This is a genomic window from Streptomyces sp. NPDC002870 (assembly GCF_042888505.1).
GTDB lineage: Bacteria > Actinomycetota > Actinomycetes > Streptomycetales > Streptomycetaceae > Streptomyces.
Window position 1 is genome coordinate 124,563 of record NZ_JBIAPW010000015.1, and the last position, 26,098, is coordinate 150,660.

Sequence of the window (26,098 nt, forward strand, 5' to 3'; positions counted from 1 at the left end):
GCGCTGTCAGTGCTCTGACTTAGGCTTCATGACGTGGAGCCCGACCTCTTTACCGCAGCCGCGGAAGAACGCCAGGAGAAGGACCCGTCCGCCAGCCCCCTGGCCGTACGGATGCGCCCGCGTACCCTCGATGAGGTCGTCGGCCAGCAGCATCTGCTGAAGCCCGGATCGCCGCTTCGACGGCTCGTCGGCGAAGGCGGCGGCGGCCCCGCCGGACCCTCCTCGGTGATCCTCTGGGGCCCGCCCGGCATCGGCAAGACGACTCTCGCGTACGTCGTCTCCAAGGCGACCAACAAACGGTTCGTGGAGCTCTCCGCGATCACCGCGGGCGTCAAGGAGGTCCGGGCGGTCATCGACGGCGCACGCCGGGCCGCGGGCGGCTTCGGCAAGGAGACCGTCCTCTTCCTCGACGAGATCCACCGCTTCTCCAAGGCCCAGCAGGACTCACTGCTGCCCGCTGTGGAGAACCGCTGGGTGACGCTGATCGCCGCCACCACCGAGAATCCGTACTTCTCGATCATCTCCCCGCTGCTCTCCCGCTCACTGCTGCTCACGCTTGAGTCGCTGACCGACGAGGCCTTGAGCGGACTGCTGCGCCGGGCGCTCACCGAGGAGCGGGGCCTGGGCGGCGCCGTCACCCTCCCCGAGGACTCCGAGGCGCATCTGCTGCGGATCGCGGGCGGCGACGCCCGTCGGGCTCTGACCGCCCTGGAGGCGGCCGCGGGAGCCGCGATGGACAAGAGCGAGAAGGAGATCAGCCTCCAGACCCTGGAGGAGACCGTCGACCGCGCGGCGGTGAAGTACGACCGCGACGGCGATCAGCACTACGACGTGGCGAGCGCCCTGATCAAGTCCATCCGCGGCTCCGACGTGGACGCCGCGCTGCACTATCTGGCCCGCATGATCGAGGCGGGGGAGGACCCGCGGTTCATCGCACGCCGGCTGATGATCTCGGCGAGCGAGGACATCGGCCTCGCCGACCCGACGGCCCTGCCCACCGCGGTCGCGGCCGCCCAGGCCGTGGCCATGATCGGCTTCCCCGAGGCCGCGCTCACCCTCAGCCATGCCACCATCGCGCTCGCGCTCGCCCCCAAGTCGAACGCCGCGACCACAGCGATAGGCGCGGCGCTCGCCGATGTGCGGGCCGGGCTGGCGGGCGCCGTCCCGCCGCATCTTCGCGACGGCCACTACAAGGGCGCGGCCAAGCTCGGCCACGCCCAGGGGTACGTCTATCCGCACGACGTGCCCGGTGCGATCGCCGCCCAGCAGTACGCCCCGGACGCGGTGCACGGCAAGCGGTACTACGAGCCCACGCGGTATGGCGCCGAGGCGCGGTACGCCGATGTGGTCGAGAAGGTGCGTGAGCGGCTGCGCGGGGACTGATCCGCGCCGGCCCGCCGGAGCGCGCACCCGCGCGCCCTCAGTGCGATACGGCCTCAGGGGGACGCGGTCCCGGTGGGACCCGGTATCAGTGGGACGCGGCCTCGAACAGCGTGTGCATGGCCCGGCGCAGCTCGGTGACGTCGCGCACCGGTGCGGGGAAGTCGAAGCGCGCGTCGAAGCACCGCTCGCCGACGAACCGCACCCGAAGCCCGAACCGGTCCAGCGCCAGCGGCACCGCCCGCTGCCCGTTCGCGCACGCCCCCTCCGGCATCCTCCAGCCCGTCTCGCTTCGCTCGCCGAGCAGCCCGCACAGCCCCTGCACCTGCTCGCTGTGCGCAGAGTGCAGATGCTGCAGCAGCTCCGTCTCGTGCGCGACGATCGGATCGACGGACGCCCGCGCGAACTCCTCCGGCTCGACGCTGTCGGCGCCCCACAGATCGTCAACGCACGCCTCGCCGACCTCGAGGCGCACCATCATCCGGCCGGGCTCGGCCAGGCCGGGCACGCAGGTCAGCCAGCCGGAGACCCAGGCGCGGCCGCGGATACGATTGGGCACGGAGACGGGCGCGACATCGGTGATCTCCAGCACAGCGGACAGCTCGTCGTCCTGCGCGTGCGTGGCGGCGCGTACGGCCGGTGAGTCCGCGGGGAAGAGCAGGAACACATCGCCGTCCGGACCCACGGCCCGGGCCTGCGGTGCCAGCTGCTCGGGACGTACCGCCTCCACACCCGGGATGAGCAGTACCGCGGAGGATGTACTCTGTACGAGAGTTCGTGTGCGCTCGGCTGCTGACGGCATCCGAGTGATTTCAAGCCCGCTGGGACGCGGCTGACCATGAGCTGATCGGACCTCCGTCGCCTCGATGCTCTGTGCAGCGTCGACGTTCTCTGTGCTGTCCGTGATGCGCTTGGTGTTCCCAGGGCGAGACATGCGATCTCCTTGAGTAAGGTGAGCCTAACCTAACCTACAACGGAGGTCTGGAGAACGTGCCTAACCAGTCGCGTCCCAAGGTCAAGAAGTCTCGTGCGCTCGGTATCGCACTGACGCCGAAGGCCGTCAAGTACTTCGAAGCCCGCCCCTACCCGCCGGGCGAGCACGGCCGTGGCCGCAAGCAGAACTCGGACTACAAGGTCCGTCTGCTCGAGAAGCAGCGCCTGCGCGCGCAGTACGACATCAGCGAGCGCCAGATGGCGCGCGCCTACGACCGCGCCAAGAAGGCCGAGGGCAAGACGGGTGAGGCGCTGGTCGTCGAGCTCGAGCGCCGTCTCGACGCCCTGGTCCTGCGTTCGGGCATCGCCCGCACCATCTACCAGGCCCGCCAGATGGTCGTCCACGGCCACATCGAGGTCAACGGCGGCAAGGTCGACAAGCCGTCCTTCCGCGTCCGTCCCGACGACGTCGTGATGGTCCGCGAGCGCTCCCGCGAGAAGAGCCTCTTCCAGGTCGCGCGTGAGGGTGGCTTCGCCCCCGACGGCGAGACCCCGCGCTACCTGCAGGTCAACCTGAAGGCCCTGGCGTTCCGCCTGGACCGTGACCCGAACCGCAAGGAAGTTCCGGTCATCTGCGACGAGCAGCTGGTCGTCGAGTACTACGCCCGCTGATTTGGGGGCCCCTCCCAGCGGTAGCTGGGGGAGTAGCTCACACAGCTTCAGCCCGCCGTTTCCCCGCCCTTACCGGTGGGGGCCGGCGGGCTCTCGCGTTTCCAGGGCCGCGGGACGAACCGAGCGCCGCTGTCCCGGCTGCGGACGCCGCCGCCGCTGCTCGCACAGGGCGCGCGGGCGCTGAAGGAGCCGGAACAGAAGCGCTCCGTACAATCGCCCTGGGTAACTCCCCTCACCCCCGGACGTAATGCGGTATGGGGGGCGACCCTGGGCGCGATAGGGTCGGAGGACGATTTTCGAGTAATCCATCGACGAGCAGAGAGCGGTGCAGAGTGACCGGTGGAGAGGTTGCCGGGATCCTGGTGGCCGTGTTCTGGGCGATCTTGGTCTCCTTCCTCGCCGTGGTGCTGGTGAGGCTGGCGCAGACGCTCAGAGCGACCACCAAACTCGTGGCGGACGTGACCGAGCAGGCGGTGCCCCTGCTTGCCGACGCCTCCGCGACGGTGCGCTCCGCACAGACTCAGCTCGACCGGGTCGACGCCATCGCGACGGACGTCCAGGAGGTCACCTCCAACGCCTCCGCGCTCTCCACGACGGTCGCCTCGACCTTCGGCGGCCCACTGGTCAAGGTCGCCGCCTTCGGCTACGGCGTACGCAGGGCCATGAGCCGTAAGCACGAAGACGCACCCGCGCCGTCCCGTCGCACGGTGGTCGTCGGCCGCACCGTGCCGGCTCCCCGAGGCAAGAAGCGGAAAGGCTGAGGCACGATGTTCCGCCGCACGTTCTGGTTCACCGCGGGTGCCGCAGCCGGTGTCTGGGCCACCACCAAGGTCAACCGCAAGCTGAAGCAGCTGACCCCCGAGAGCCTCGCCGCGCAGGCCGCGAACAAGGCGATCGACGCGGGTCACAGGCTGAAGGACTTCGCACTCGACGTCAGGTCCGGCATGGACCGGCGCGAGGCCGAACTGGGTGAAGCGCTCGGCCTGCAGGCATCCGCCGACCCCGAACTGCCCGCGCAGCGACGCCCCGCCGCGATCGATTACTCCAAGCACCCCGACAGCACGCGCCCCGACAGTGCGCGCCCCGACAACAAGCACTCCTACAACTCGTACAACCGGAATGAGGACCACTGATGGAGTCGGCTGAAATCCGCCGCCGCTGGCTGAGCTTCTTCGAGGAGCGCGGGCACACCGTCGTGCCTTCGGCGTCGCTCATCGCGGACGACCCGACTCTGCTGCTGGTCAACGCGGGCATGGTGCCGTTCAAGCCGTACTTCCTCGGCGAGGCCAAGCCGCCGGCCCCGCGCGCCACCAGCGTGCAGAAGTGCGTGCGTACGCCGGACATCGAAGAGGTCGGCAAGACCACCCGGCACGGCACGTTCTTCCAGATGTGCGGCAACTTCTCCTTCGGGGACTACTTCAAGGAAGGCGCCATCAAGTTCGCCTGGGAGCTGCTGACCAGCTCCGTCGCGGACGGTGGCTACGGCCTCGACCCCGAGCGCCTGTGGATCACGGTCTACAAGGAGGACGACGAGGCCGAGCAGATCTGGCGCGACGTGATCGGCGTGCCCGCCGAGCGCATCCAGCGTCTGGGCATGGGCCCCAACTTCTGGTCGATGGGCGTCCCCGGCCCCTGCGGACCCTGCTCCGAGATCAACTACGACCGTGGCCCGGAGTTCGGCGAAGAAGGCGGCCCGGCCGTCAACGACGAGCGCTACGTGGAGATCTGGAACCTGGTCTTCATGCAGTACGAGCGCGGCGCCGGCGAGGGCAAGGAGGACTTCCCGATCCTCGGCGAGCTGCCGTCCAAGAACATCGACACCGGCCTCGGCCTCGAGCGCCTCGCGATGATCCTGCAGGGCGTACAGAACATGTACGAGACCGACACCCTGCGCGTCGTCATGGACAAGGCCACCGAGCTGACCGGCGTTCGCTACGGCGCCGAGCACGGCTCGGACGTCTCGATGCGCGTGGTCGCCGACCACATCCGTACGTCCGTGATGCTCATCGGCGACGGTGTCACCCCCGGCAACGAGGGCCGTGGCTATGTGCTGCGCCGCATCATGCGCCGCGCCATCCGCAATATGCGCCTCCTGGGTGCCACCGAGCCCGTCGTCGCCGAGCTGGCCGACGTGGTCATCAAGACCATGGGCGAGCAGTATCCGGAGCTGATCACCGACCGCAAGCGGATCGAGACCGTGGCCCTCGCCGAGGAGGCCGCGTTCCTCAAGACGCTGAAGGCCGGCACCAACATCCTCGACACCGCCATCACCGACACCAAGTCCGGCGGCGGCAAGGTACTCGCCGGCGACAAGGCCTTCCTGCTCCACGACACATGGGGCTTCCCGATCGACCTCACCCTGGAGATGGCCGCCGAACAGGGCCTCTCGGTGGATGAGGACGGCTTCCGCCGCCTGATGAAGCAGCAGCGGGAGCAGGCCAAGGCCGACGCCAGGGCCAAGAAGACCGGCCACGCCGACGTGTCCGCCTACCGGCTCGTCGCCGACCAGTCCGGCACCACGGAGTTCACCGGCTACACCCACACCGAGGGCGAGTCGACCATCGTCGGCCTGCTGGTCGACGGCATGCCGTCGCCGGCCGCCTCCGAGGGCGACGAGGTCGAGGTCGTCCTCGACCGCACTCCCTTCTACGCCGAGGGCGGCGGTCAGCTCGCCGACCAGGGCCGCATCAAGCTCGACACGGGCGCCGTCATCCAGATCCGCGATGTGCAGCAGCCGGTCCCGGGCGTCTCCGTCCACAAGGGCTCGGTACAGGTCGGCGAGGTGACCGTCGGCGCTTCCGCCTACGCGGCCATCGACATCAGGCGCCGCCGCGCCATCGCCCGCGCCCACAGCGCCACGCACCTCACCCACCAGGCGCTGCGCGACGCTCTCGGCCCGACGGCCGCCCAGGCCGGCTCGGAGAACTCTCCCGGCCGCTTCCGCTTCGACTTCGGCTCGCCCGCCGCCGTACCCGGCACGGTCCTCACCGACGTCGAGCAGAAGATCAACGAAGTCCTCGCCCGGGAACTCGACGTCCAGGCCGAGATCATGAGCATCGACGAGGCCAAGAAGCAGGGCGCCATCGCCGAGTTCGGCGAGAAGTACGGCGAGCGGGTGCGAGTCGTCACCATCGGCGACTTCTCCAAGGAGCTGTGCGGCGGCACGCACGTGCACAACACCGCCCAACTGGGCCTGGTGAAGCTGCTCGGCGAGTCCTCGATCGGCTCCGGTGTGCGCCGTATCGAGGCTCTCGTCGGCGTCGACGCCTACAACTTCCTCGCCAGGGAGCACACGGTCGTCGCCCAGCTCCAGGAGCTGGTCAAGGGCCGTCCCGAGGAGCTCCCCGAGAAGATCTCGGGCATGCTCGCCAAGCTGAAGGACGCCGAGAAGGAGATCGAGAAGTTCCGCGCGGAGAAGGTGCTCGCCGCCGCCGCCGGTCTCGCCTCGGGCGCCAAGGACGTGCGGGGCGTGGCCCTGGTCACCGGCCAGGTGCCGGACGGCACCTCCGCCGACGACCTGCGCAAGCTGGTCCTCGACGTTCGCGGCCGCATCCCTGGCGACCGTCCGGTGGTCGTGGCCCTGTTCGCCGTGGCGGGTGGCCGCCCGCTGACCGTCATCGCCACCAACGAGGCCGCCCGTGAGCGCGGTCTGAAGGCCGGTGACCTGGTCCGGGCCGCCGCCAAGACCCTCGGTGGCGGGGGTGGCGGCAAGCCGGACGTCGCCCAGGGCGGCGGCCAGAACCCGGACGCCATCGGCGACGCTGTCGCCGCCGTCGAGCGTCTTGTCGCCGAGACGGCCTGACGCTGTGCGCCGTGGACGCCGCCTCGCGCTCGATGTCGGGGACGCCCGGATCGGGGTCGCATCGTGCGACCCCGACGGGGTCCTCGCCACTCCGGTCGAGACCGTGCCGGGTCGCGACGTCCCGGCCGCCCACCGTCGGCTGAAGCAGCTCGTGGAAGAGTACGAACCGATCGAAGTCATCGTCGGCCTGCCCCGCTCGCTCAGCGGCGGGGAAGGCCCGGCCGCGGTCAAGATCCGCGGCTTCGCCCAGGAGTTCGCGCGCGGCATCGCCCCCATTCCGGTCCGATTGGTTGACGAGAGGATGACCACAGTGACGGCCAGTCAGGGGCTGCGCGCTTCGGGCGTAAAGTCTAAAAAGGGCCGATCTGTCATCGACCAGGCTGCCGCTGTGGTGATCCTTCAGAACGCTCTGGAGTCCGAACGGGCGTCAGGTGTTGCGCCGGGCGAGGGCGTCGAAGTGGTTGTCTGATCGCGATACGGTAACGTTCCGCGCGATGCGGCGGTGTTCGAACAGCTGCCGCACAGCAAAGAGGCCGGCACCGTTCAGCGTCTGCCTCGCGGCCCTAGGGGATCGATGACTGAGTATGGCCGGGGCCCCGGCTCCGAACCGTGGCATCCCGAGGACCCCTTGTACGGGGACCAGGGATGGGGAGGACAGCAGGCCGCAGCCGGCGACACTCCGTACGGCGGCCAGCCACAGCAGCAGTACCCGCAGCAGCCGCAGCAGTACGGCACCCAGCCCGATCCGTACCAGCAGCAGTACAACGAGCAACAGCGTCAGTACAACCAGCAACAGCAGCAACAGCAGCAGCAGCAGCAGCAGTACAACCAGCAACAACAGCAGTACAGCCAGCAGCAGTACAACGGCGGCTGGGACACCGGCCAGCATGCGGCCATGCCGTACGCAGCCAATCCGGCCGACGCCTACGGCGGGCAGCAGCCCGGCTACGGCGGCCAGAACGGCGACTACTACGCCACCCCCGAGGCATACCCGCCGCCGCAGCCCCCCGGCCGCCGTCGGCCGGAGCCCGAGCCCACGACCGACTGGGATGCCGAGGCGCCCCAGGAGGAGACCCACCCCTTCTTCACCGGCGACGACGGCCGGGACGACGACGGCGAGTACGACGACGACCCGCGCGAGACGCGCCGGGGCGGCGGCCGTGAGCGCCGCGGCAAGACCAAGAAGAAGAGCAAGAACGGCTGCGCGTGCCTGGTCGTCGCACTGGTGCTCGCCGGCGGCCTCGGCGGCGTCGGCTATTTCGGCTACCAGTTCTGGCAGGGCCAGTTCGGCGCGCCCGAGGACTTCTCGGGCGCCGGAAGCGGCTCGGCCCAGGTCGAGATCCCCAAGGGCGCGGGCCTCGGAGAGATCGGCGCCATACTCAAGGAGGCCGGTGTCGTCAAGAGTTCGGGCGCCTTCGTCTCGGCGGCCAACGAGGACCCCAAGGGCAAGTCGATCCAGGCCGGCGTCTACATCCTCAAGAAGGGGATGTCGGGAGCGAGCGCCGTCGAGCTGATGCTCAATCCGGCCAGCCGCAACAACTTGATCATCCCCGAGGGCAAGCGGAACATCTGGGTCTACGAGCAGATCGACAAGCGCCTGGAGGTCAAGGCCGGCACCACCAAGGCCGCCGCCAAGGCGAATGCCAAGCGGCTCGGCCTGCCGGCCTGGGCAAACGACAACTCGAAGATCAAGGATCCGCTCGAAGGCTTCCTCTTCCCCGCGAGCTATCCCGTCGTCAAGGGCATGAAACCGGAAGCCGTCCTGCAGAGGATGGTGGCCCGGGCCAACGAGGAGTTCAGCAAGAAGGACCTCAAGGGCGAGGCAGAGAGGCTGGGCCTCGAGTCGCCGCTCCAGGTGCTCACCGTCGCGAGCCTCGTGCAGGCCGAAGGCAAGTACAAGCACGACTTCGACAAGGTCTCGCGGGTCGTCTACAACCGCCTCAAGCCGAACAACGCAGAAACGGTCGGCCGGCTCGAATTCGACTCCACGATCAACTACATCAAGAGCGACAGCAGACTCGACCTCGGCGCGGTGGACGATCTGCGGAAGATCAAGGACCCGTACAACACGTACGACATAAAGGGTCTGCCGCCGGGTCCGATCGGCAATCCGGGGCAGTCCGCCTTCAGCTCGGCTCTCAAGCCGGCCCCCGGCCCCTGGTACTACTTCGTGTCGATCACCGAGGACGAGACGCTCTTCGCGATCACCAACGAGGAGCACGAGCGCAACCGCAAGAAGTACGAAGAACAGCAGGAGAAGAACGGCCAGTGAGCACTCCGAAGCGCCGGGCGGCGGTCCTCGGATCGCCGATCGCACACTCGCTCTCTCCGGTGCTGCACCGCGCGGCCTATGCGGAACTCGGCCTCGCGCACTGGTCGTACGACCGCTTCGAGGTGGACGAGGCTGGACTTGCGGGATTCGTGGCGGGGCTCGACAGCTCCTGGGCCGGACTGTCGCTGACGATGCCGCTCAAGCGCGCGATCCTTCCGCTGCTCGACACCATCAGCGACACGGCGGCCTCGGTCGAAGCCGTCAACACCGTCGTCTTCACCGAGGACGGCCGCCGCGTCGGCGACAACACAGACATCCCCGGCATGATCGCCGCACTGCGCGAGCGGGGCGTCGCCAAGGTCGAATCGGCCGCCGTGCTGGGCGCGGGCGCGACAGCTTCGTCCGCTCTCGCCGCGCTCTCGCGGATCTGTACGGGGCCTGTCACCGCCTATGTACGCAGTGCCGCCCGGGCCGAGGAGATGCGGGGCTGGGGCGAGCGGCTCGGCGTCGACATCCACATCGCCGACTGGGCGGAGGCCGACGTGGCGCTGCGGGCGCCGCTGGTCATCGCCACCACTCCGGCGGGTGCAACCGACGCCCTCGCGGCCGAGGTGCCCGAGCGGCCCGGCACGCTGTTCGACGTCCTGTACGAGCCGTGGCCGACCGCCCTGGCCGCCGGCTGGACCGCGCGGGGCGGAGCCGTCGTCGGCGGCCTCGACCTACTGGTCCACCAGGCAGTTCTTCAGGTCGAGCAGATGACGGGCCGGGCACCCGCCCCGCTGGCGGCCATGAGGGCGGCCGGAGAGCAGGCGCTCGCCGGCCGCGGCGAGCAGGGCTGACCGCGCGGTCGTCCGGTTGCTGGACCGGAGGGCGGGACATGGCCCCGGACGTGGGAGGATCGAGTCAGGCGTGCCAGGGCCGCGCACCCGGTCGCGCCATGGCAGTTCCAGGCGCGAGCAGGAGGATTACCGTTGAGCAGGTTGCGTTGGCTGACGGCGGGGGAGTCGCACGGACCCGCACTGGTGGCGACGCTGGAGGGTCTTCCCGCCGGTGTGCCGATCACCACGGAGATGGTGGCGGATCACCTTGCCCGGCGGCGCCTCGGCTATGGGCGCGGTGCACGGATGAAGTTCGAGCGTGACGAGGTGACCTTCCTCGGCGGCGTACGGCACGGGCTGACCATGGGGTCGCCGGTCGCGGTGATGGTGGGCAACACCGAGTGGCCGAAGTGGGAGAAGGTCATGGCGGCCGACCCGGTCGACCCCGACGAGCTCGCGCAGCTGGCCCGCAACGCCCCGCTGACCCGCCCGCGGCCCGGCCACGCCGATCTCGCGGGCATGCAGAAGTACGCACTCGACGAGGCCCGGCCGATCCTGGAGCGGGCCAGCGCCCGCGAGACCGCCGCGCGCGTCGCACTGGGAGCGGTCGCCCGCTCGTACCTCAAGGAGACGACGGGCATCGAGATCGTCTCCCATGTCGTCGAGCTGGCCGCGGCGAAGGCTCCGTACGGCGTCTACCCCAAGCCCTCCGACGAGGCGAAGCTCGACGCGGACCCGGTGCGCTGCCTGGACGCGGACGCGTCGAAGGCGATGGTCGCGGAGATCGACCAGGCCCACAACGACGGCGACACCCTTGGTGGTGTGGTCGAGGTGCTGGCGTACGGCGTGCCGGTCGGCCTCGGCTCGCACGTGCACTGGGACCGCAGGCTGGACGCCCGCCTCGCCGCCGCCCTCATGGGCATCCAGGCGATCAAGGGCGTCGAGGTCGGCGACGGCTTCGAGCTCGCGCGGGTTCCCGGATCGAAGGCGCACGACGAGATCGTGCCGACCGCGGACGGGATCCGCCGCACCTCAGGACACTCCGGCGGCACGGAGGGCGGCATGTCGACGGGTGAGCTGCTGCGTGTACGGGCCGCGATGAAGCCGATCGCGACCGTGCCGCGCGCGCTGGCCACCGTCGACGTCGCCACCGGCGAGGTCGCGGCCGCCCACCACCAGCGTTCCGACGTGTGTGCCGTCCCGGCGGCGGGGATCGTCGCCGAGGCGATGGTCGCGCTGGTGCTCGCGGACGCGGTCGCCGAGAAGTTCGGCGGCGACAGCGTGAGCGAGACCAGCCGCAATGTGCGGTCCTACCTCGACAGCCTGCGCATCCGGTGAACGCGCCGCCGACACCGCTGATCGTCCTGGTCGGGCCCATGGGCTCGGGCAAGTCCACCGTCGGCGAGCTGCTCGCCGAGCGGCTCGGCGTGCCCTACCGGGACACCGACGCCGACATCGTCGCGGCCCAGGGCCGGGAGATCGCGGACATCTTCGTCGACGAGGGCGAACTGTACTTCCGTGAGCTCGAACGGCAGGCCGTACGAGCCGCGGTCGCAGAGCACCCGGGCGTGCTCGCCCTCGGCGGCGGCGCGATCCTCGACGACTCGACCCGCGAGCTGCTGACCGGGCTGCCCGTCGTGTATCTCTCGCTGGACGTGGAGGAGGCGGTCAGGAGGGTCGGCCTCAACCAGGCGCGTCCGCTGCTCGCCGTCAATCCGCGCCGCCAGTGGCGGGAGCTGATGGACGCACGCCGCCACCTGTACACCGAAGTCGCCCGCGTTGTCGTCGCCACGGACGAGCGCACCCCCGAAGAGGTCGCCCAGGCGATCCTCGACGCCCTGAAGCTGGAGAAGCAGGCATGACGGACCAGGCTGTGAACCGTATCCAGGTCGGCGGTACGGAAGGCTCCGATCCGTACGAGGTGCTGGTCGGTCGGCAGCTGCTCGGCGAGCTCCCCGGGCTGATCGGCCGCGCCCAGAGGGTGGCCGTGCTGCACCCCGAGGCGCTGGCCGGCACCGGTGACGCCATCCGCGAGGACCTTGCTTCCCAGGGGTACGAGGCGATCGCGATCCAGCTGCCGAACGCCGAGGAGGCCAAGACCGTCGAGGTCGCCGCGTACTGCTGGAAGGCACTCGGCCAGACCGGCTTCACCCGCAGCGACGTCATCGTCGGCGTCGGCGGTGGCGCCACCACCGACGTCGCGGGCTTCGTGGCGGCGACCTGGCTGCGGGGCGTGCGCTGGATCGCCCTGCCGACGACCGTGCTCGGCATGGTCGACGCGGCCGTCGGCGGCAAGACCGGCATCAACACCGCCGAGGGCAAGAACCTGGTGGGCGCCTTCCACCCGCCCGCCGGGGTGCTGTGCGATCTCGCCGCGCTGGACTCGCTGCCCGTCAACGACTACGTCAGCGGCATGGCCGAGATCATCAAGGCGGGCTTCATCGCCGACCCGGCCATCCTCGACCTGGTCGAGGCCGACCCGCAGGGCGCGCGCACTCCGGCCGGCCCGCACACCGCCGAGCTGATCGAGCGCTCGATCCGGGTGAAGGCGGAGGTCGTCTCCAACGACCTCAAGGAGTCCGGGCTGCGCGAGATCCTCAACTACGGGCACACGCTCGCCCATGCCATCGAGAAGAACGAGCGCTACAAGTGGCGGCACGGCGCGGCCGTCTCGGTCGGCATGGTCTTCGCCGCCGAACTGGGCCGTCTGGCAGGCCGGTTGGACGACGCTACCGCGGACCGGCACCGCTCCGTCCTGGAGTCCGTGGGACTGCCGCTCACCTACCGTGGCGACCAGTGGCCGAAGCTCCTTGAGACCATGAAGGTCGACAAGAAGTCCCGCGGCAATCTGCTGCGCTTCATCGTTCTCGACGGCCTCGCCAAGCCGACCGTGCTGGAGGGTCCCGACCCGGCGGTGCTGCTCGCCGCGTATGGAGAGGTGTCCGCATGACCCGTCGGGTGCTCGTCCTCAACGGCCCCAACCTCGGGCGGCTCGGCTCCCGCGAGCCCGACGTCTACGGCGCGACCTCCTACGCGGGCCTTGTGGAGACCTGCCAACAGCTCGGCAAGGAGCTCGGTTTCGACGTCGACGTTCGCGAGACGAACGACGAGGGCGAGATGATCCGCTGGCTGCACGAGGCCGCAGACGGCTCAATTCCGGTCGTTCTCAACCCCGGTGCCTTCACGCACTACTCGTACGGGATGCGCGACGCGGCCGCCCAGCGGACCGCCCCGCTGATCGAGGTGCACATCTCGAATCCGTACACGCGTGAGACATTCCGGCACACGTCGGTGGTCGCGGCTGTCGCCAGCGGCACGGTCGCGGGCTTCGGCATCGGCTCGTACCGCCTCGCTCTGCGCGCCCTGGCCGAGGAATTGACTGGCTGACAGGGCACTTCGGACCTTCCCCGGCCGTTCCCACAGGGGGCGGACGGGAAGGTACCGTTCGGTAGCAGGGCGGCCGAGTGCCGCCTGACCAGCGTCAGTCGCACGAGACGGAGTGGCACCGGATGCAGCACGCAGTGGGGGCTCCGCTGCCGCCGCCCCACGGGCCGGGGCACGGACCGGCCGGATGGACACACAGCGCCCAGCACCCGGGACCGCCGCCGGGTTCTCCCGCCGGACCGCCTCCCGAGGCTCCTCCGTCACCGCAGAGCCAGCCGCCTGCCGCGGCTCCCGCCGAGCACCTGTCACCGCAGGGCCAGCCGCATGCGGCTCCCGCCGGGCCTTCGCACCAGCAGCCGCCCGTGGGTCCCGCTGGGTCCCCGTCACCGCAGGGTCACGCGCAGGGCCAGCCGACCGCCGGGCCTCCGCCCGTGGCTCCTGTCGGGCCGCCGCACGCCCAGGGCCAGCCGCCTGCCGCGGCTCCCGCCGGACCGCTGCACGCCCAGGGCCAGCCGCCCGTGGGTCCCGCCGGGCTCCCGTCACCGCAGGGTCACCCGCAGGGCCAGCCGACCGCCGGGCCTCCGCCCGTGGGTCCCGCTGGGCCGCCGCACGCCCAGGGCCAGCCGCCTGCCGCGGCTCCCGCCGGGCCTTCGCACCCGCAGGGGCAGCCGCCCGCCGGGCCGCCTCCCGGGCGTCCGCCCCAGGGCCGGCCGCACGCGGCTCCCGCGGGCGCTCCGCATCCGCAGCGTCATCAGAACGGCGGGCATCCCGCCCCCGGCTGGTCAGGGACCGCCCCCCAGCGCGCCTCGACCGCGCCGCTCCCCGACACGACCGGGCACATCCAGCTGCCGCCCGGCGGCCCGGTTCCCATACCCGCCCCGCCGCCCGCCGACAGCGGCACCGGCGTGGCCACCCTCGCCGTCCTGCTCATCGGCCCGGCCGGCGCGGGCAAGACGACCGTGGCCCGGCACTGGGCCACCAGCCGCCGCGTCCCCACCGCGCACATCAGCCTCGACGACGTACGCGAATGGGTCTGTTCCGGCTTCGCCGACCCCCAGTCCGGCTGGAACGACCACTCCGAGGCCCAGTACCGCCTGGCCCGCCGCACCTGCGGCTTCGCCGCCCGCAACTTCCTGGCGAACGGCATTTCCTGCATCCTCGACGACGCGGTCTTCCCGGACCGGCCGGTCGTCGGCCTCGGCGGCTGGAAGCGCCATGTCGGCCCGGGCCTGCTGCCCGTCGTCCTGCTCCCCGGCCTGGAGATCGTGCTGGAGCGCAACGCCGAGCGCAGCGGCAACCGCCGCCTGTCGGACGAGGAAGTCGCCAGCATCCACGGCCGGATGGCCGGCTGGTACGGATCCGGGCTGCCGATAATCGACAACTCCCAGTTCGACGTGGAGACCACGGCCCGGGTGCTCGACGACGTCCTGGCCCGGTCCATCGCCAGCCCGCCGAACTGGTAGTCCGGTAGTCCGGGCACACGGGTGCCACGCCCCCCGCCCAGCCCCCTCGCGCACCCCCGGTCGGACGCGCTGACCAGGCCGAGCCGCGCCCACGCTCGTAGGCTCGTGACATGTCAGAGGTGTTTGGGATCCGCCGCGACCGGCTGCGCGACCGGTGCGCGGCCACCGGCAGCGCCGGGGTCCTGGTCTCCCGCCCCGCCAACGTCCGCTATCTCGCGGGCGGCGCACCCCCCGGCGCCGTGTTGCTGCTCGGCCCCGGCGAAGACAACCTGCTCTGCCCCCGTACACCCGCCGACGACCCCGCCGACGGCCGTCCCGACGAGCAGCTGGGGCTGACCGTCCTGCCGACATCGGCCGGCGATCCGGCGGTCGCGGCCGCCGAGCTCGCGCGGACCGTCGGCGTGGAGTGCCTCGCCGTCGAGGAGCACCATCTGACCGTCGCGAGGCACCGGGCGATCGGCTCGGTCGCGCCCCGGCTGCGTCTCGCCGACCTCGGCCTCGCCGTCGAGCAGCAGCGGCTCGTCAAGGACGAGGAGGAGATCGCCTGCCTGCGGATCGCGGCCGAGATCACCGACCAGGCCCTCGGCGAACTGCTGGAGTCGATCCTGGTGGGCCGCACCGAACGGCATCTCGCTCTGGAGCTGGAGCGCCGGCTCGTCGACCACGGCGCCGACGGCCCCGCCTTCCCCACCTCGGTCGCCACCGGACCCAACTCGGGCCGCGGCGGCCACCGTCCCACCGACCGCAGGGTCGAGGAGGGCGACTTCCTCGCCGTCTGCGTGGGCGCCAACTACCGCGGCTACCGCTGCGAGATCGGCCGTACGTTTGTGATCGGGACGACCCCGGCGGACTGGCAGATCGAGCTGTACGACATTGTCTTCACCGCTCAGCGGGCCGCCCGGGAGTCTCTCTCACCGGGCGCCGCGTATCGCGATGTGGACCACGCGGCCCGCCAGATCCTGGACTCCGCGGGCCATGGCGAAGGCCTCCCGCCGCTCACCGGGCACGGTGTGGGGCTCGAAATCGACGAGGACCCGCAGCTGGCCCCTGCGGCCATGGGTAAACTGGACGCTTGTGTGCCGGTCACCGTCGAACCGGGGGTCCACCTCCCGGGCCGGGGCGGTGTCCGGATCGATGACACGCTCGTCGTGCGCCAGGAGGCGGACGGCGGACCCGAGCTACTCACCATCACGACCAAGGAGCTGCTCGCGCTCTAGCTCAGCTGAGCGCGCGTCCTCGGTCGTCCACCAGCGTCAGTCCAGGAGATTCCGCAACCGTGGCTTCCACGAACGACCTCAAGAACGGCATGGTGCTCAAGCTCGACGGAGGCCAGCTCTGGTCCGTCGTCGAGTTCCAGCACGTCAAGCCCGGCAAGGGCCCTGCCTTTGTGCGCACCAAGCTCAAGAACGTGCTCTCCGGCAAGGTCGTCGACAAGACCTTCAACGCCGGTGTGAAGGTCGAGACGGCCACCGTCGACCGCCGCGACATGCAGTTCTCGTACATGGATGGCGACTACTTCGTCTTCATGGACATGCAGACGTACGACCAGCTGCACATCGAGCGCAAGGCCGTCGGTGACGCCGCCAACTTCCTGATCGAGGGCTTCACCGCCAGCGTCGCCCAGCACGAGGGCGCGGTGCTCTACGTCGAGCTGCCCGCCGCCGTCGAGCTGACCATCCAGCACACCGACCCCGGTGTCCAGGGCGATCGCTCCACCGGTGGCACCAAGCCCGCCACGCTGGAGACCGGCTTCGAGATCGGTGTCCCGCTCTTTATCACCACCGGTGAGAAGATCAAGGTCGACACCCGCTCCGGTGAGTACCTCGGCCGGGTGAACAGCTAACCGTGGCTGCCCGGAACAAGGCCCGTAAGCGCGCCTTTCAGATCCTCTTCGAGGCCGACCAGCGCGGGACGCCCGTGCAGACGGTCCTCGCGGACTGGGTGCGGCACGCGCGGACCGACGACCGGCAGCCGCCGGTCGGCGAGTACACGATGGAGCTCGTCGAGGGGTACGCGCAGTACGCGGACCGGATCGACGACCTCATCGCCACCTACTCCGTCGGCTGGACTCTCGACCGGATGCCGGTCGTCGACCGCAACATCATCCGGCTCGGCGCGTACGAGCTGGTGTGGGTGGACGAGACCCCGGACGCGGTGGTGATCGACGAGGCGGTGCAGCTCGCCAAGGAGTTCTCCACCGACGAGTCCCCGTCGTTCGTGAACGGCCTGCTCGGCCGCTTCAAGGACCTCAAGCCGAGCCTGCGCCGCGACTAGCGCGCACCCGGCTCCACCAGGCCCGAAGCGGAAGACGAACAATCTTCCGCTTCGGGCCTGGTGCATGCCCGGGCGGCCTGAGCCCGTCGGCCGGCTCCACCGGAGCCGCCCCGAGGCCCGCAGCGACGGGAGCCGCCCCGAGGCCCGCAGCGACGGGAGCCGCCCCGAGGCCCGCAGCGACGGGAGCCGTCCCGAGGCCGCGGCGACCGGAGCCGCCCCGAGGCCCGCAGCGCGGTCCGCCGCGAGGCGCGTCCCGAGCTCCGCCGCGTGGTCCCAACGCAAGGGAGGGCGAACCCGCACATGACGGGTTCGCCCTCCGACGTGACGTTTCTCCTGAAGTGGCGTCAGCCCTCTTCGTGGCCGACCGCGCGCCTCGCGTCCGCGTCCAGCACGCCCCAGCTGATGAGCTGCTCGGTAAGGACCGACGGCGACTGGTCATAGATGACGGCCAGGGTGCGCAGGTCGTCCTGACGGATCGAGAGCACCTTGCCGTTGTAGTCGCCGCGCTGGGACTGGATCGTGGCGGCGTAGCGTTGCAGCGGGCCCGCCTTCTCCTGCGGCACATGAGCCAGCCGCTCCAGATCCAGGACGAGCTTCGGCGGCGGCTCGGCGGCCCCGCCCGGCGTGGTGCCAGGAAGCAGTTCCTGCACCGGGACGCCGTAGAAGTCCGCCAGCTCGGCGAGGCGCTGCACGGTCACCGCGCGGTCGCCGCGCTCGTACGAACCGACTACAACGGCCTTCCAGCGGCCCTGGGACTTCTCCTCCACGCCATGGAGGGAAAGCCCCTGCTGGGTGCGGATGGCGCGGAGCTTGGCCCCGAGCTGTTTTGCGTATTCGCTGGACATATAGCTCCCCGGACACTGTGTCGACGTGCGGCTCCGCCGCGCGGCTGGTCACTCACTGTGAGGTTACGCAGCGTTACTTGGGTGCGTCAAGCCGAAAAGGTCCGTCCGGTCTCCGCCTGCGGCGGGAGCGGGGGCCGCGACCGGGGCCCGGCAAGGCACTGGTAGCGTGGGTGGCGTAATTTCGACGTCCTTTAAGATCCGTCCCGTGAGGCGGAGAAGGAGGTCCGTTTTCATATGGACACGCAGAACAGCTCAGATGCGGCACGCCCCGTTCTCGAGGCCCCCGACATCGCGCGGGTACTGACCCGCATCGCCCACGAGATCGTCGAACGCGCCAAGGGCGCCGACGACGTGGTGCTTCTCGGCATTCCGACCCGCGGTGTCTTCCTCGCCCGTCGGCTGGCCGACAAGCTCGAAGAGATCACCGGCCGCAAGATCCCCGTCGGCTCGCTCGACATCACCATGTACCGCGACGACCTGCGGCTGCGGCCCGCCCGCACGCTGGCCCGCACCGAGATTCCCGGTGACGGTGTCGACGGCCGGCTGGTCGTCCTCGTCGACGACGTGCTCTTCTCCGGCCGCACCATCCGCGCCGCGCTCGACGCCCTCGGCGACATCGGCAGGCCGCGCGCCGTGCAGCTCGCCGTCCTGGTCGACCGCGGCCACCGCGAACTCCCGATCCGCGCCGACTACGTCGGCAAGAACCTCCCCACGTCGCTGCGGGAGACGGTCAAGGTCCAGCTCGCCGAGGAGGACGGTCGCGACACCGTGCTGCTCGGTGTCCGCGAGCCCGCCCCGGCCGGCGAGCAGTAGCACCTCCGTACGCCTCCTGATCCCGTACGGACGTGCCACCCGCGCGCCCGCATGCCGCTGCGGTGTCCGGGCGACAACCCCGGACGCCCGACCTCCAGACAACGGAGCACACCCAGATGAAGCGCCACCTCATCTCGGCCGCCGACCTCACCCGCGACGACGCCGTGCTGATCCTCGACACCGCCGAGGAGATGGCCCGGGTCGCCGACCGGCCGATCAAGAAACTGCCGACCCTGCGCGGCCGCACCGTGGTCAACCTCTTCTTCGAGGACTCGACACGGACCCGGATCTCCTTCGAGGCCGCCGCCAAGCGGCTCTCCGCCGACGTCATCAACTTCTCCGCCAAGGGGTCCTCGGTCTCCAAGGGCGAGTCCCTCAAGGACACCGCGCTGACCCTGGAGGCGATGGGCGCGGACGCCGTCGTCATCCGGCACGGCTCGTCCGGAGCCCCGTACCGGCTCGCCACCTCCGGCTGGATCGACGGCGCGGTCGTCAACGCCGGAGACGGCACCCACGAGCACCCCACGCAGGCGCTGCTCGACGCCTTCACCATGCGCCGCCGGCTGGTCGGCGCGGACGCCGGAACAGGGCGTGGCCTGGACGGGCGGCGGATCACGATCGTCGGCGATGTGCTGCACAGCAGAGTGGCCCGCTCCAACGTCCTGCTGCTGAACACCCTCGGCGCCCAGGTCACGCTGGTCGCTCCGCCCACCCTGGTGCCGATCGGCGTCGAGAACTGGCCGTGCGAGGTGTCGTACGCACTCGACGAGGTGCTGCCGAAGTCCGACGCGGTGATGATGCTGCGCGTGCAGCGCGAGCGGATGAACGCCGCCTTCTTCCCGACCGAACGTGAGTACTCGCGGCGCTACGGCCTGGACGGCGACCGCATGGCCCGGATGCCGGAGCACGCCATCGTGATGCACCCCGGCCCGATGAACCGCGGCATGGAGATCACCGCCGAGGTCGCCGACTCCGACCGCTGCACGGCCGTCGAGCAGGTCGCCAACGGCGTCTCGACCCGTATGGCCGTCCTGTATCTGCTTCTGGGCGGCAACGAGTCCGCCATCAGCCCCACCCGCACCGAGGAGAGCAAGTAACCATGAGCAAGATCCTTATTCGTGGCGCGAAGGTGCTGGGCGGCGAGGCGCAGGACGTCCTGATCGACGGCGAGACCATCGCCGAGGTCGGTCCGGGAATCGAGGCGGGCGACGCGACCGTCGTCGAGGCCGGGGGACAGATCCTGCTGCCCGGTCTCGTCGATCTGCACACCCACCTGCGCGAGCCCGGCCGTGAGGACTCAGAGACCGTCCTCACCGGCACCAAGGCGGCCGCTGTCGGCGGTTTCACCGCCGTACACGCCATGGCGAACACCTTCCCCGTCGCCGACACCGCGGGCGTCGTCGAGCAGGTCTACCGCCTCGGCAAGGAGTCCGGCTACTGCGACGTGCAGCCCATCGGCGCCGTCACCGTCGGCCTTGAGGGCAAGAAGCTCGCCGAGCTCGGCGCGATGAACGACTCCGCCGCCGGTGTGAAGGTCTTCTCCGACGACGGCAAGTGCGTCGACGACGCCGTGATCATGCGCCGCGCGCTGGAGTACGTGAAGGCCTTCGACGGCGTCGTCGCCCAGCACGCCCAGGAGCCCCGGCTCACCGAGGGCGCCCAGATGAACGAGGGCATCGTCTCCGCCGAGCTCGGTCTCGGCGGCTGGCCGGCCGTCGCCGAGGAGTCGATCATCGCCCGCGACGTTCTCCTCGCCGCCCACGTCGGCTCCCGTGTCCACATCTGCCACCTCTCCACCGCCGGCTCCGTCGAGATCGTCCGCTGGGCCAAGTCCAAGGGCTGGAACGTCACCGCCGAGGTCACCCCGCACCACCTGCTGCTCACCGACGAGCTGGTCCGCACGTACAACCCCGTCTACAAGGTGAACCCGCCGCTGCGCACCGAGGCCGACGTCCTGGCCCTGCGCGAGGCCCTCGCCGACGGCACCATCGACTGCGTCGCCACCGACCACGCCCCGCACCCGCACGAGGACAAGGACTGCGAGTGGGCCGCGGCCGCCATGGGCATGGTGGGCCTGGAGACGGCGCTCTCCGTCGTCCAGCAGACGATGGTCGAGACCGGGCTGCTCGACTGGGCCGCAGTCGCCGACCGGATGTCCTTCCGCCCGGCGCAGATCGGCCGCCTGGACGGCCACGGCCGCCCTGTCTCGGCAGGTGAGCCCGCGAACCTCACGCTCGTCGATCCGGCATACCGTGGACTCGTGGACCCCGCGGGCTTCGCCTCCCGCAGCCGCAACACCCCCTACCAGGGCCGTGAGCTGCCGGGACGCGTGACCCACACCTTCCTGCGGGGCCGGGCCACGGTCGTAGACGGGAAGCTCGCGTGACATCTCTCATCCAAATCGCCGCCGAGCAGAAGTCGGCGGAAGTGACCGACTGGGCCGCCCGCATCGGCTGGGTCGTCGGACTGCTGCTCTTCATCGCGTTCGTCTACTGGCTGATGCGCCAGGGATGGAAGTGGCGAGGCAGCCTCCAGTCCGACCTGCCGGAGCTGCCCGCCGTGCCCGAGGCGCCGGGCGAGGCGAGACTTGAGCTGACCGGCCGCTACCACGGCTCCACGACCGCAGGGCAGTGGCTGGACCGGATCGTGGCCCACGGCCTGGGCGTGCGCAGCCGGGTCGAGCTTACGCTCACGGACGCGGGCCTCGAGGTCGTACGCCCCGGGGCGCGGGACTTCTTCGTACCGAAGGCGGCCCTGCGCGAGGCCAGGCTGGACAAGGGCATCGCGGGCAAGGTCCTTGCCGAGGGCGGACTGCTGATCGTCACCTGGACGCACGGCGACAAGCTGATCGACTCCGGCTTCCGCTCCGACCACGCGGCCGAGCAGGCCGCCTGGGTCGAGGCGATCAACACCATGAGCACCCCGAACAGCACGACGGAAGGCACCGCACGATGACGACCTCCATTCCGGGGCACGCCTCGAAGAGGCAAGGCGTGTCTCCCGCCGTACTCGTCCTGGAGGACGGCCGCACCTTCCGCGGCCGCGCCTACGGGGCCGTGGGGGAGACCTTCGGCGAGGCGGTGTTCAACACCGGCATGACCGGCTACCAGGAGACGCTCACCGACCCCTCGTACCACCGCCAGGTCGTCGTGATGACCGCCCCGCACGTCGGCAACACCGGCGTCAACGACGAGGACGACGAGTCCAAGCGGATCTGGGTCGCCGGCTATGTCGTCCGCGACCCCGCGCGGGTGCCCTCCAACTGGCGCTCCCGGCGCTCCCTGGACGACGAGCTCGTCGCCCAGGGTGTGGTGGGCATCAGCCGCATCGACACCCGCGCGCTCACCCGCCATCTGCGTGAGCGCGGCGCGATGCGCGTCGGCATCTTCTCCGGCGAGGCGCTCGCCGACGAGGCCACGCTGCTCGCGAGGGTGCAGGAAGCGCCCCAGATGAAGGGCGCGAACCTCTCCGCCCAGGTGGCCACCGCCGAGGCGTACGTCGTCCCGGCGATCGGCGCCAAGCGCTTCACCGTCGCCGCCATAGACCTCGGCATCAAGGGCATGACCCCGCACCGGATGGCCGAGCGCGGCATCGAGGTGCACGTCCTGCCCGCCACCGCCACGGTCGAGGACGTGTACGCCGTCAACCCCGACGGAGTGTTCCTCTCCAACGGTCCCGGCGACCCGGCGACCGCCGACCTGACCGTGGTCAAGGGCGTACTGGAGCGCAAGACCCCGCTCTTCGGCATCTGCTTCGGCAACCAGCTGCTCGGCCGCTCGCTCGGCTTCGGCACGTACAAGCTGAAGTACGGCCACCGCGGCATCAACCAGCCCGTGCAGGACCGCTCCACCGGCAAGGTCGAGGTCACCGCCCACAACCACGGGTTCGCCGTCGACGCGCCGCTCGACAAGGTCTCCGACACCCCCTACGGCCGCGCCGAGGTCTCCCACGTCTGCCTCAACGACAACGTGGTGGAGGGCCTGAACCTGCTCGACCAGCCGGCCTTCAGCGTGCAGTACCACCCCGAGGCGGCCGCGGGCCCGCACGACGCCGCGTACCTCTTCGACCGCTTCGTATCCCTGATGGAGGGCCAGCGTGCCTAAGCGCTCCGATATCCAGTCCGTCCTGGTCATCGGCTCCGGCCCGATCGTCATCGGCCAGGCCGCCGAGTTCGACTACTCCGGCACCCAGGCCTGCCGCGTCCTCAAGTCCGAGGGCCTGCGCGTCATCCTGGTGAACTCCAACCCGGCGACGATCATGACCGACCCGGAGATCGCCGACGCCACCTACGTCGAGCCGATCACCCCGGAGTTCGTCGAGAAGATCATCGCCAAGGAGCGCCCCGACGCGCTGCTGCCCACCCTCGGCGGCCAGACCGCGCTCAACACCGCGATCTCCATGCACGAGCAGGGCGTGCTCGAGAAGTACGGCGTCGAGCTCATCGGCGCCAATGTCGAGGCGATCAACAAGGGCGAGGACCGCGACCTGTTCAAGGGCGTGGTCGAGGCCGTCCGCGGCAAGATCGGCCACGGCGAGTCGGCCCGCTCGGTCATCTGCCACTCCATGGAAGACGTCCTGGGCGGCGTCGACGAACTGGGCGGCTACCCGGTCGTCGTCCGCCCCTCCTTCACGATGGGCGGCGCCGGCTCCGGCTTCGCCCACGACGAGGAAGAGCTGCGCCGGATCGCGGGACAGGGCCTCACCCTCTCGCCGACCACCGAGGTGCTCCTGGAGGAGTCCATCCTTGGCTGGAAGGAGTACGAACTGGAGCTGATGCGCGACAAGCACGACAACGTCGTGGTCGTCTGCTCCATCGAGAACTTCGACCCCATGGGCGTGCACACCGGCGACTCGATCACCGTCGCGCCCGCGATGACGCTGACGGACCGTGAGTACCAGCGGCTGCGCGACGTCGGTATCGCGATCATCCGCGAGGTCGGCGTGGACACCGGCGGCTGCAACATCCAGTTCGCCGTCAACCCCGAGGACGGCCGGATCATCGTCATCGAGATGAACCCGCGGGTGTCGCGCTCCTCGGCGCTGGCGTCGAAGGCCACCGGCTTCCCGATCGCCAAGATCGCCGCCCGTCTCGCCGTCGGATACACCCTCGACGAGATTCCCAACGACATCACCGAGAAGACCCCGGCGTCCTTCGAGCCCACGCTCGACTACGTCGTCGTCAAGGTGCCGCGCTTCGCCTTCGAGAAGTTCCCCTCCGCCGACGCCACCCTCACCACCACCATGAAGTCGGTGGGCGAGGCCATGGCGATCGGCCGGAACTTCACCGAAGCGCTGAACAAGGCCCTGCGCTCGCTGGAGAAGAAGGGCTCGCAGTTCTCCTTCACCGGCGATCCCGGCGACAAGGGCGGGCTGCTGCTCGCCGCCGAGGTCCCCACCGACGGCCGGATCAACACCGTCATGCAGGCCATCCGCGCGGGCGCCACTCCCGAAGAGGTCTTCGAAGCGACGAAGATCGACCCCTGGTTCGTCGACCAGCTCTTTCTGATCAAGGAGTACGCCGACGAGCTCGCCGCCGCCGAGAAGCTCGACCCCGAGCTGCTCGCGGACGCGAAGCGCCACGGCTTCTCCGACGTCCAGATCGCCGAGATCCGCGGGCTGCGCGAGGACGTCGTACGCGAGGTCCGGCACGCGCTGGGCATTCGCCCGGTCTACAAGACGGTCGACACCTGCGCCGCCGAATTCGCCGCGAAGACCCCGTACTTCTACTCCTCCTACGACGAGGAGAACGAAGTCGCGCCGCGCGACAAGCCCGCCGTGATCATCCTCGGCTCGGGGCCCAACCGCATCGGCCAGGGCATCGAGTTCGACTACTCCTGCGTCCACGCCTCCTTCGCGCTCAGCGACGCGGGCTACGAGACCGTGATGGTCAACTGCAACCCCGAGACCGTCTCCACCGACTACGACACCTCCGACCGGCTCTACTTCGAGCCGCTCACCCTGGAGGACGTCCTGGAGATCGTCCACGCCGAGTCGCAGGCCGGCCCGATCGCAGGTGTGATCGTCCAGCTGGGCGGCCAGACTCCGCTGGGCCTGGCCCAGGCGCTCAAGGACAACGGTGTGCCGATCGTCGGCACCTCGCCCGAGGCCATCCACTCCGCAGAGGACCGCGGCGCCTTCGGCCGCGTCCTCGCCGAGGCCGGGCTCCCCGCCCCCAAGCACGGCACCGCGACCACCTTCGCCGGGGCCAAGGCCATCGCCGACGAGATCGGCTACCCCGTCCTCGTACGCCCGTCGTACGTGCTCGGCGGGCGCGGCATGGAGATCGTGTACGACGAGGCCCGCCTCGAGTCGTACATCGCCGAGTCCACCGAGATCAGCCCCACCCGCCCGGTGCTGGTCGACCGCTTCCTCGACGACGCGATCGAGATCGACGTCGACGCGCTCTACGACGGCACCGAGCTCTACCTCGGCGGCGTGATGGAGCACATCGAGGAGGCCGGCATCCACTCCGGCGACTCGGCCTGCGCGCTGCCCCCGATCACGCTCGGCGGCTTCGACATCAAGCGGCTGCGGGCTTCGACCGAGGCCATCGCGCGGGGCGTCGGAGTGCGCGGACTGATCAACATCCAGTTCGCGCTGGCCGGGGACATCCTGTACGTCCTCGAGGCCAACCCGCGTGCCTCGCGCACCGTCCCCTTCACCTCGAAGGCGACCGCCGTGCCGCTGGCGAAGGCCGCCGCCCGCATCTCGCTCGGCGCGACCATCGTCGAGCTGCGCACCGAAGGCCTGCTGCCGAAGAAGGGTGACGGCGGGACGCTTCCGATGGACGCTCCGATCTCCGTCAAGGAGGCCGTGATGCCGTGGTCGCGCTTCCGCGACATCCACGGCCGCGGCGTCGACACCGTACTCGGCCCGGAGATGCGCTCCACCGGTGAAGTCATGGGCATCGACTCGGTGTTCGGCACCGCGTACGCCAAGTCCCAGGCGGGCGCGTACGGTCCGCTGCCCACCAAGGGCCGCGCGTTCATCTCCGTCGCCAACCGCGACAAGCGCTCGATGATCTTCCCGGCCCGAGAGCTGGTCGCGCACGGCTTCGAGCTGCTCGCCACGTCCGGCACGGCCGAGGTGCTCAAGCGCAACGGCATCAACGCCACCATCGTGCGCAAGCACAGCGAGGGCCCGGGCCCGCACGGCGAGCGGACCATCGTCCAGCTCATCCACGACGGCGATGTCGACCTCATCGTCAACACGCCGTACGGCACCGGCGGCCGTCTCGACGGCTACGACATCCGTACAGCGGCGGTGGCGCGCTCCGTGCCGTGCCTGACGACGGTCCAGGCGCTCGCCGCCGCTGTCCAGGGCATCGACGCGCTCAACCGCGGGGATGTGGGTGTGCGTTCACTTCAGGAACACGCGGAACACCTGACCGCGGCCCGCGACTAGCAATCGGGGAGGGGGACACCGGAAACGGTGTCCCCCTC

General features: G+C 70.3%; 24 protein-coding genes. 22 read left to right on the plus strand and 2 right to left on the minus strand.

Going from position 1 to position 26,098, the window contains the following annotated elements; all coding sequences use genetic code 11:
- Positions 1-33: 33 nt before the first annotated feature.
- Entirely contained in the window at positions 34-1,383 is a 1,350-nt protein-coding gene (locus tag ACFYWY_RS20500) for a replication-associated recombination protein A (RefSeq protein WP_389188340.1), read from the plus strand.
- A gap of 85 nt (positions 1,384-1,468) precedes the next feature.
- Here ACFYWY_RS20500 and ACFYWY_RS20505 read toward each other — a convergent pair whose 3' ends face one another.
- Positions 1,469-2,182: a DUF2470 domain-containing protein gene (locus tag ACFYWY_RS20505; RefSeq protein ID WP_389188485.1), complete on the minus strand. Its 714-nt coding sequence runs from the start codon at positions 2,180-2,182 to the stop codon at positions 1,469-1,471.
- 188 nt (positions 2,183-2,370) lie between these two features.
- On the opposite strand from ACFYWY_RS20505, the gene rpsD reads away from it, so the two are divergent.
- From rpsD to nusB, 15 genes are all read left to right on the plus strand, one after another.
- Positions 2,371-2,985: a 30S ribosomal protein S4 gene (gene rpsD, locus ACFYWY_RS20510; RefSeq protein WP_389188343.1), complete on the plus strand. Its 615-nt coding sequence runs from the start codon at positions 2,371-2,373 to the stop codon at positions 2,983-2,985.
- Positions 2,986-3,317: 332 nt separating this feature from the next.
- Positions 3,318-3,746 carry a DUF948 domain-containing protein gene (locus ACFYWY_RS20515; RefSeq protein ID WP_389188346.1) on the plus strand — a complete coding sequence of 143 codons (429 nt, stop codon included), beginning with the start codon at positions 3,318-3,320 and terminating at the stop codon, positions 3,744-3,746.
- 6 nt (positions 3,747-3,752) lie between these two features.
- The gene (locus ACFYWY_RS20520; protein ID WP_389188349.1) at positions 3,753-4,118 is read left to right on the plus strand and encodes a DUF6167 family protein; all 366 of its coding nucleotides are present in this window, start codon (positions 3,753-3,755) and stop codon (positions 4,116-4,118) included.
- Complete coding sequence (gene alaS, locus ACFYWY_RS20525; RefSeq protein WP_389188352.1) at positions 4,118-6,787, plus strand: alanine--tRNA ligase; 2,670 nt, start codon at positions 4,118-4,120, stop codon at positions 6,785-6,787. Before ACFYWY_RS20520 ends, alaS begins: the two co-directional genes overlap by 1 nt.
- Positions 6,788-6,791: 4 nt before the next feature.
- The gene (gene ruvX / locus ACFYWY_RS20530) at positions 6,792-7,256 is read left to right on the plus strand and encodes a Holliday junction resolvase RuvX (RefSeq protein WP_389188355.1); all 465 of its coding nucleotides are present in this window, start codon (positions 6,792-6,794) and stop codon (positions 7,254-7,256) included.
- 105 nt (positions 7,257-7,361) lie between these two features.
- Positions 7,362-9,059 (plus strand): endolytic transglycosylase MltG, encoded by a 1,698-nt coding sequence (gene mltG, locus ACFYWY_RS20535; protein ID WP_389188357.1) that lies wholly within the window; start codon positions 7,362-7,364, stop codon positions 9,057-9,059.
- On the plus strand, positions 9,056-9,898 hold the full coding sequence (locus ACFYWY_RS20540; protein WP_389188360.1) for a shikimate dehydrogenase: 843 nt from the start codon (positions 9,056-9,058) through the stop codon (positions 9,896-9,898). Before mltG ends, ACFYWY_RS20540 begins: the two co-directional genes overlap by 4 nt.
- 132 nt (positions 9,899-10,030) lie before the next feature.
- Positions 10,031-11,215: a chorismate synthase gene (gene aroC / locus ACFYWY_RS20545; RefSeq protein WP_389188363.1), complete on the plus strand. Its 1,185-nt coding sequence runs from the start codon at positions 10,031-10,033 to the stop codon at positions 11,213-11,215.
- Between the two features lie 38 nt (positions 11,216-11,253).
- Positions 11,254-11,739 (plus strand): shikimate kinase, encoded by a 486-nt coding sequence (locus ACFYWY_RS20550; protein ID WP_389188487.1) that lies wholly within the window; start codon positions 11,254-11,256, stop codon positions 11,737-11,739.
- On the plus strand, positions 11,736-12,827 hold the full coding sequence (gene aroB / locus ACFYWY_RS20555) for a 3-dehydroquinate synthase (RefSeq protein WP_389188366.1): 1,092 nt from the start codon (positions 11,736-11,738) through the stop codon (positions 12,825-12,827). Before ACFYWY_RS20550 ends, aroB begins: the two co-directional genes overlap by 4 nt.
- Positions 12,824-13,264 carry a type II 3-dehydroquinate dehydratase gene (gene aroQ / locus ACFYWY_RS20560; protein ID WP_389188369.1) on the plus strand — a complete coding sequence of 147 codons (441 nt, stop codon included), beginning with the start codon at positions 12,824-12,826 and terminating at the stop codon, positions 13,262-13,264. The genes aroB and aroQ overlap by 4 nt, the downstream gene beginning before the upstream one ends.
- Before the next feature lie 491 nt (positions 13,265-13,755).
- The gene (locus ACFYWY_RS20565) at positions 13,756-14,724 is read left to right on the plus strand and encodes an AAA family ATPase (protein WP_389188490.1); all 969 of its coding nucleotides are present in this window, start codon (positions 13,756-13,758) and stop codon (positions 14,722-14,724) included.
- Between the two features lie 110 nt (positions 14,725-14,834).
- Positions 14,835-15,941: an aminopeptidase P family protein gene (locus ACFYWY_RS20570; RefSeq protein ID WP_389188372.1), complete on the plus strand. Its 1,107-nt coding sequence runs from the start codon at positions 14,835-14,837 to the stop codon at positions 15,939-15,941.
- A 59-nt stretch (positions 15,942-16,000) separates the two neighbouring features.
- Positions 16,001-16,567, plus strand: coding sequence for an elongation factor P (gene efp / locus ACFYWY_RS20575; RefSeq protein ID WP_215092623.1), 567 nt, complete (start codon positions 16,001-16,003; stop codon positions 16,565-16,567).
- 2 nt (positions 16,568-16,569) lie between these two features.
- A complete protein-coding gene (gene nusB / locus ACFYWY_RS20580) occupies positions 16,570-16,998 on the plus strand; it encodes a transcription antitermination factor NusB (RefSeq protein ID WP_389188376.1) in 429 nt (142 codons plus the stop codon).
- Between the two features lie 344 nt (positions 16,999-17,342).
- On the opposite strand, the gene bldD is transcribed toward nusB, so the two are convergent.
- Positions 17,343-17,843, minus strand: coding sequence for a transcriptional regulator BldD (gene bldD / locus ACFYWY_RS20585; protein WP_326648581.1), 501 nt, complete (start codon positions 17,841-17,843; stop codon positions 17,343-17,345).
- A 234-nt stretch (positions 17,844-18,077) separates the two neighbouring features.
- Between bldD and pyrR the strand changes: the two genes are divergently transcribed.
- From pyrR to carB, 6 genes are all read left to right on the plus strand, one after another.
- Positions 18,078-18,656 (plus strand): bifunctional pyr operon transcriptional regulator/uracil phosphoribosyltransferase PyrR, encoded by a 579-nt coding sequence (gene pyrR, locus ACFYWY_RS20590; RefSeq protein ID WP_389188379.1) that lies wholly within the window; start codon positions 18,078-18,080, stop codon positions 18,654-18,656.
- Between the two features lie 116 nt (positions 18,657-18,772).
- The gene (locus tag ACFYWY_RS20595; RefSeq protein ID WP_389188382.1) at positions 18,773-19,753 is read left to right on the plus strand and encodes an aspartate carbamoyltransferase catalytic subunit; all 981 of its coding nucleotides are present in this window, start codon (positions 18,773-18,775) and stop codon (positions 19,751-19,753) included.
- Between the two features lie 2 nt (positions 19,754-19,755).
- Positions 19,756-21,042, plus strand: coding sequence for a dihydroorotase (locus tag ACFYWY_RS20600; RefSeq protein ID WP_389188385.1), 1,287 nt, complete (start codon positions 19,756-19,758; stop codon positions 21,040-21,042).
- Positions 21,039-21,611, plus strand: a complete 573-nt coding sequence (locus ACFYWY_RS20605; protein WP_389188387.1) for a hypothetical protein — start codon at positions 21,039-21,041, stop codon at positions 21,609-21,611. The genes ACFYWY_RS20600 and ACFYWY_RS20605 overlap by 4 nt, the downstream gene beginning before the upstream one ends.
- On the plus strand, positions 21,608-22,759 hold the full coding sequence (gene carA / locus ACFYWY_RS20610; protein WP_389188390.1) for a glutamine-hydrolyzing carbamoyl-phosphate synthase small subunit: 1,152 nt from the start codon (positions 21,608-21,610) through the stop codon (positions 22,757-22,759). Before ACFYWY_RS20605 ends, carA begins: the two co-directional genes overlap by 4 nt.
- Positions 22,752-26,060 carry a carbamoyl-phosphate synthase large subunit gene (carB, locus tag ACFYWY_RS20615; protein WP_389188393.1) on the plus strand — a complete coding sequence of 1,103 codons (3,309 nt, stop codon included), beginning with the start codon at positions 22,752-22,754 and terminating at the stop codon, positions 26,058-26,060. The genes carA and carB overlap by 8 nt, the downstream gene beginning before the upstream one ends.
- Positions 26,061-26,098 lie beyond the last annotated feature (38 nt).

Bases quoted from the DNA above. Each gene is read 5' to 3' on its own strand.
- ACFYWY_RS20505 (WP_389188485.1), bottom strand. From the start codon at position 2,182: ATGCCGTCAGCAGCCGAGCGCACACGAACTCTCGTACAGAGTACATCC.
- ACFYWY_RS20600 (WP_389188385.1), top strand. From the start codon at position 19,756: ATGAGCAAGATCCTTATTCGTGGCGCGAAGGTGCTGGGCGGCGAGGCG.
- ACFYWY_RS20520 (WP_389188349.1), top strand. From the start codon at position 3,753: ATGTTCCGCCGCACGTTCTGGTTCACCGCGGGTGCCGCAGCCGGTGTC.
- mltG (WP_389188357.1), top strand. From the start codon at position 7,362: ATGACTGAGTATGGCCGGGGCCCCGGCTCCGAACCGTGGCATCCCGAG.
- ACFYWY_RS20595 (WP_389188382.1), top strand. From the start codon at position 18,773: ATGAAGCGCCACCTCATCTCGGCCGCCGACCTCACCCGCGACGACGCC.
- alaS (WP_389188352.1), top strand. From the start codon at position 4,118: ATGGAGTCGGCTGAAATCCGCCGCCGCTGGCTGAGCTTCTTCGAGGAG.
- pyrR (WP_389188379.1), top strand. From the start codon at position 18,078: ATGGACACGCAGAACAGCTCAGATGCGGCACGCCCCGTTCTCGAGGCC.
- ACFYWY_RS20550 (WP_389188487.1), top strand. From the start codon at position 11,254: ATGGGCTCGGGCAAGTCCACCGTCGGCGAGCTGCTCGCCGAGCGGCTC.
- bldD (WP_326648581.1), bottom strand. From the start codon at position 17,843: ATGTCCAGCGAATACGCAAAACAGCTCGGGGCCAAGCTCCGCGCCATC.
- aroQ (WP_389188369.1), top strand. From the start codon at position 12,824: ATGACCCGTCGGGTGCTCGTCCTCAACGGCCCCAACCTCGGGCGGCTC.
- aroB (WP_389188366.1), top strand. From the start codon at position 11,736: ATGACGGACCAGGCTGTGAACCGTATCCAGGTCGGCGGTACGGAAGGC.
- carA (WP_389188390.1), top strand. From the start codon at position 21,608: ATGACGACCTCCATTCCGGGGCACGCCTCGAAGAGGCAAGGCGTGTCT.
- ACFYWY_RS20570 (WP_389188372.1), top strand. From the start codon at position 14,835: ATGTCAGAGGTGTTTGGGATCCGCCGCGACCGGCTGCGCGACCGGTGC.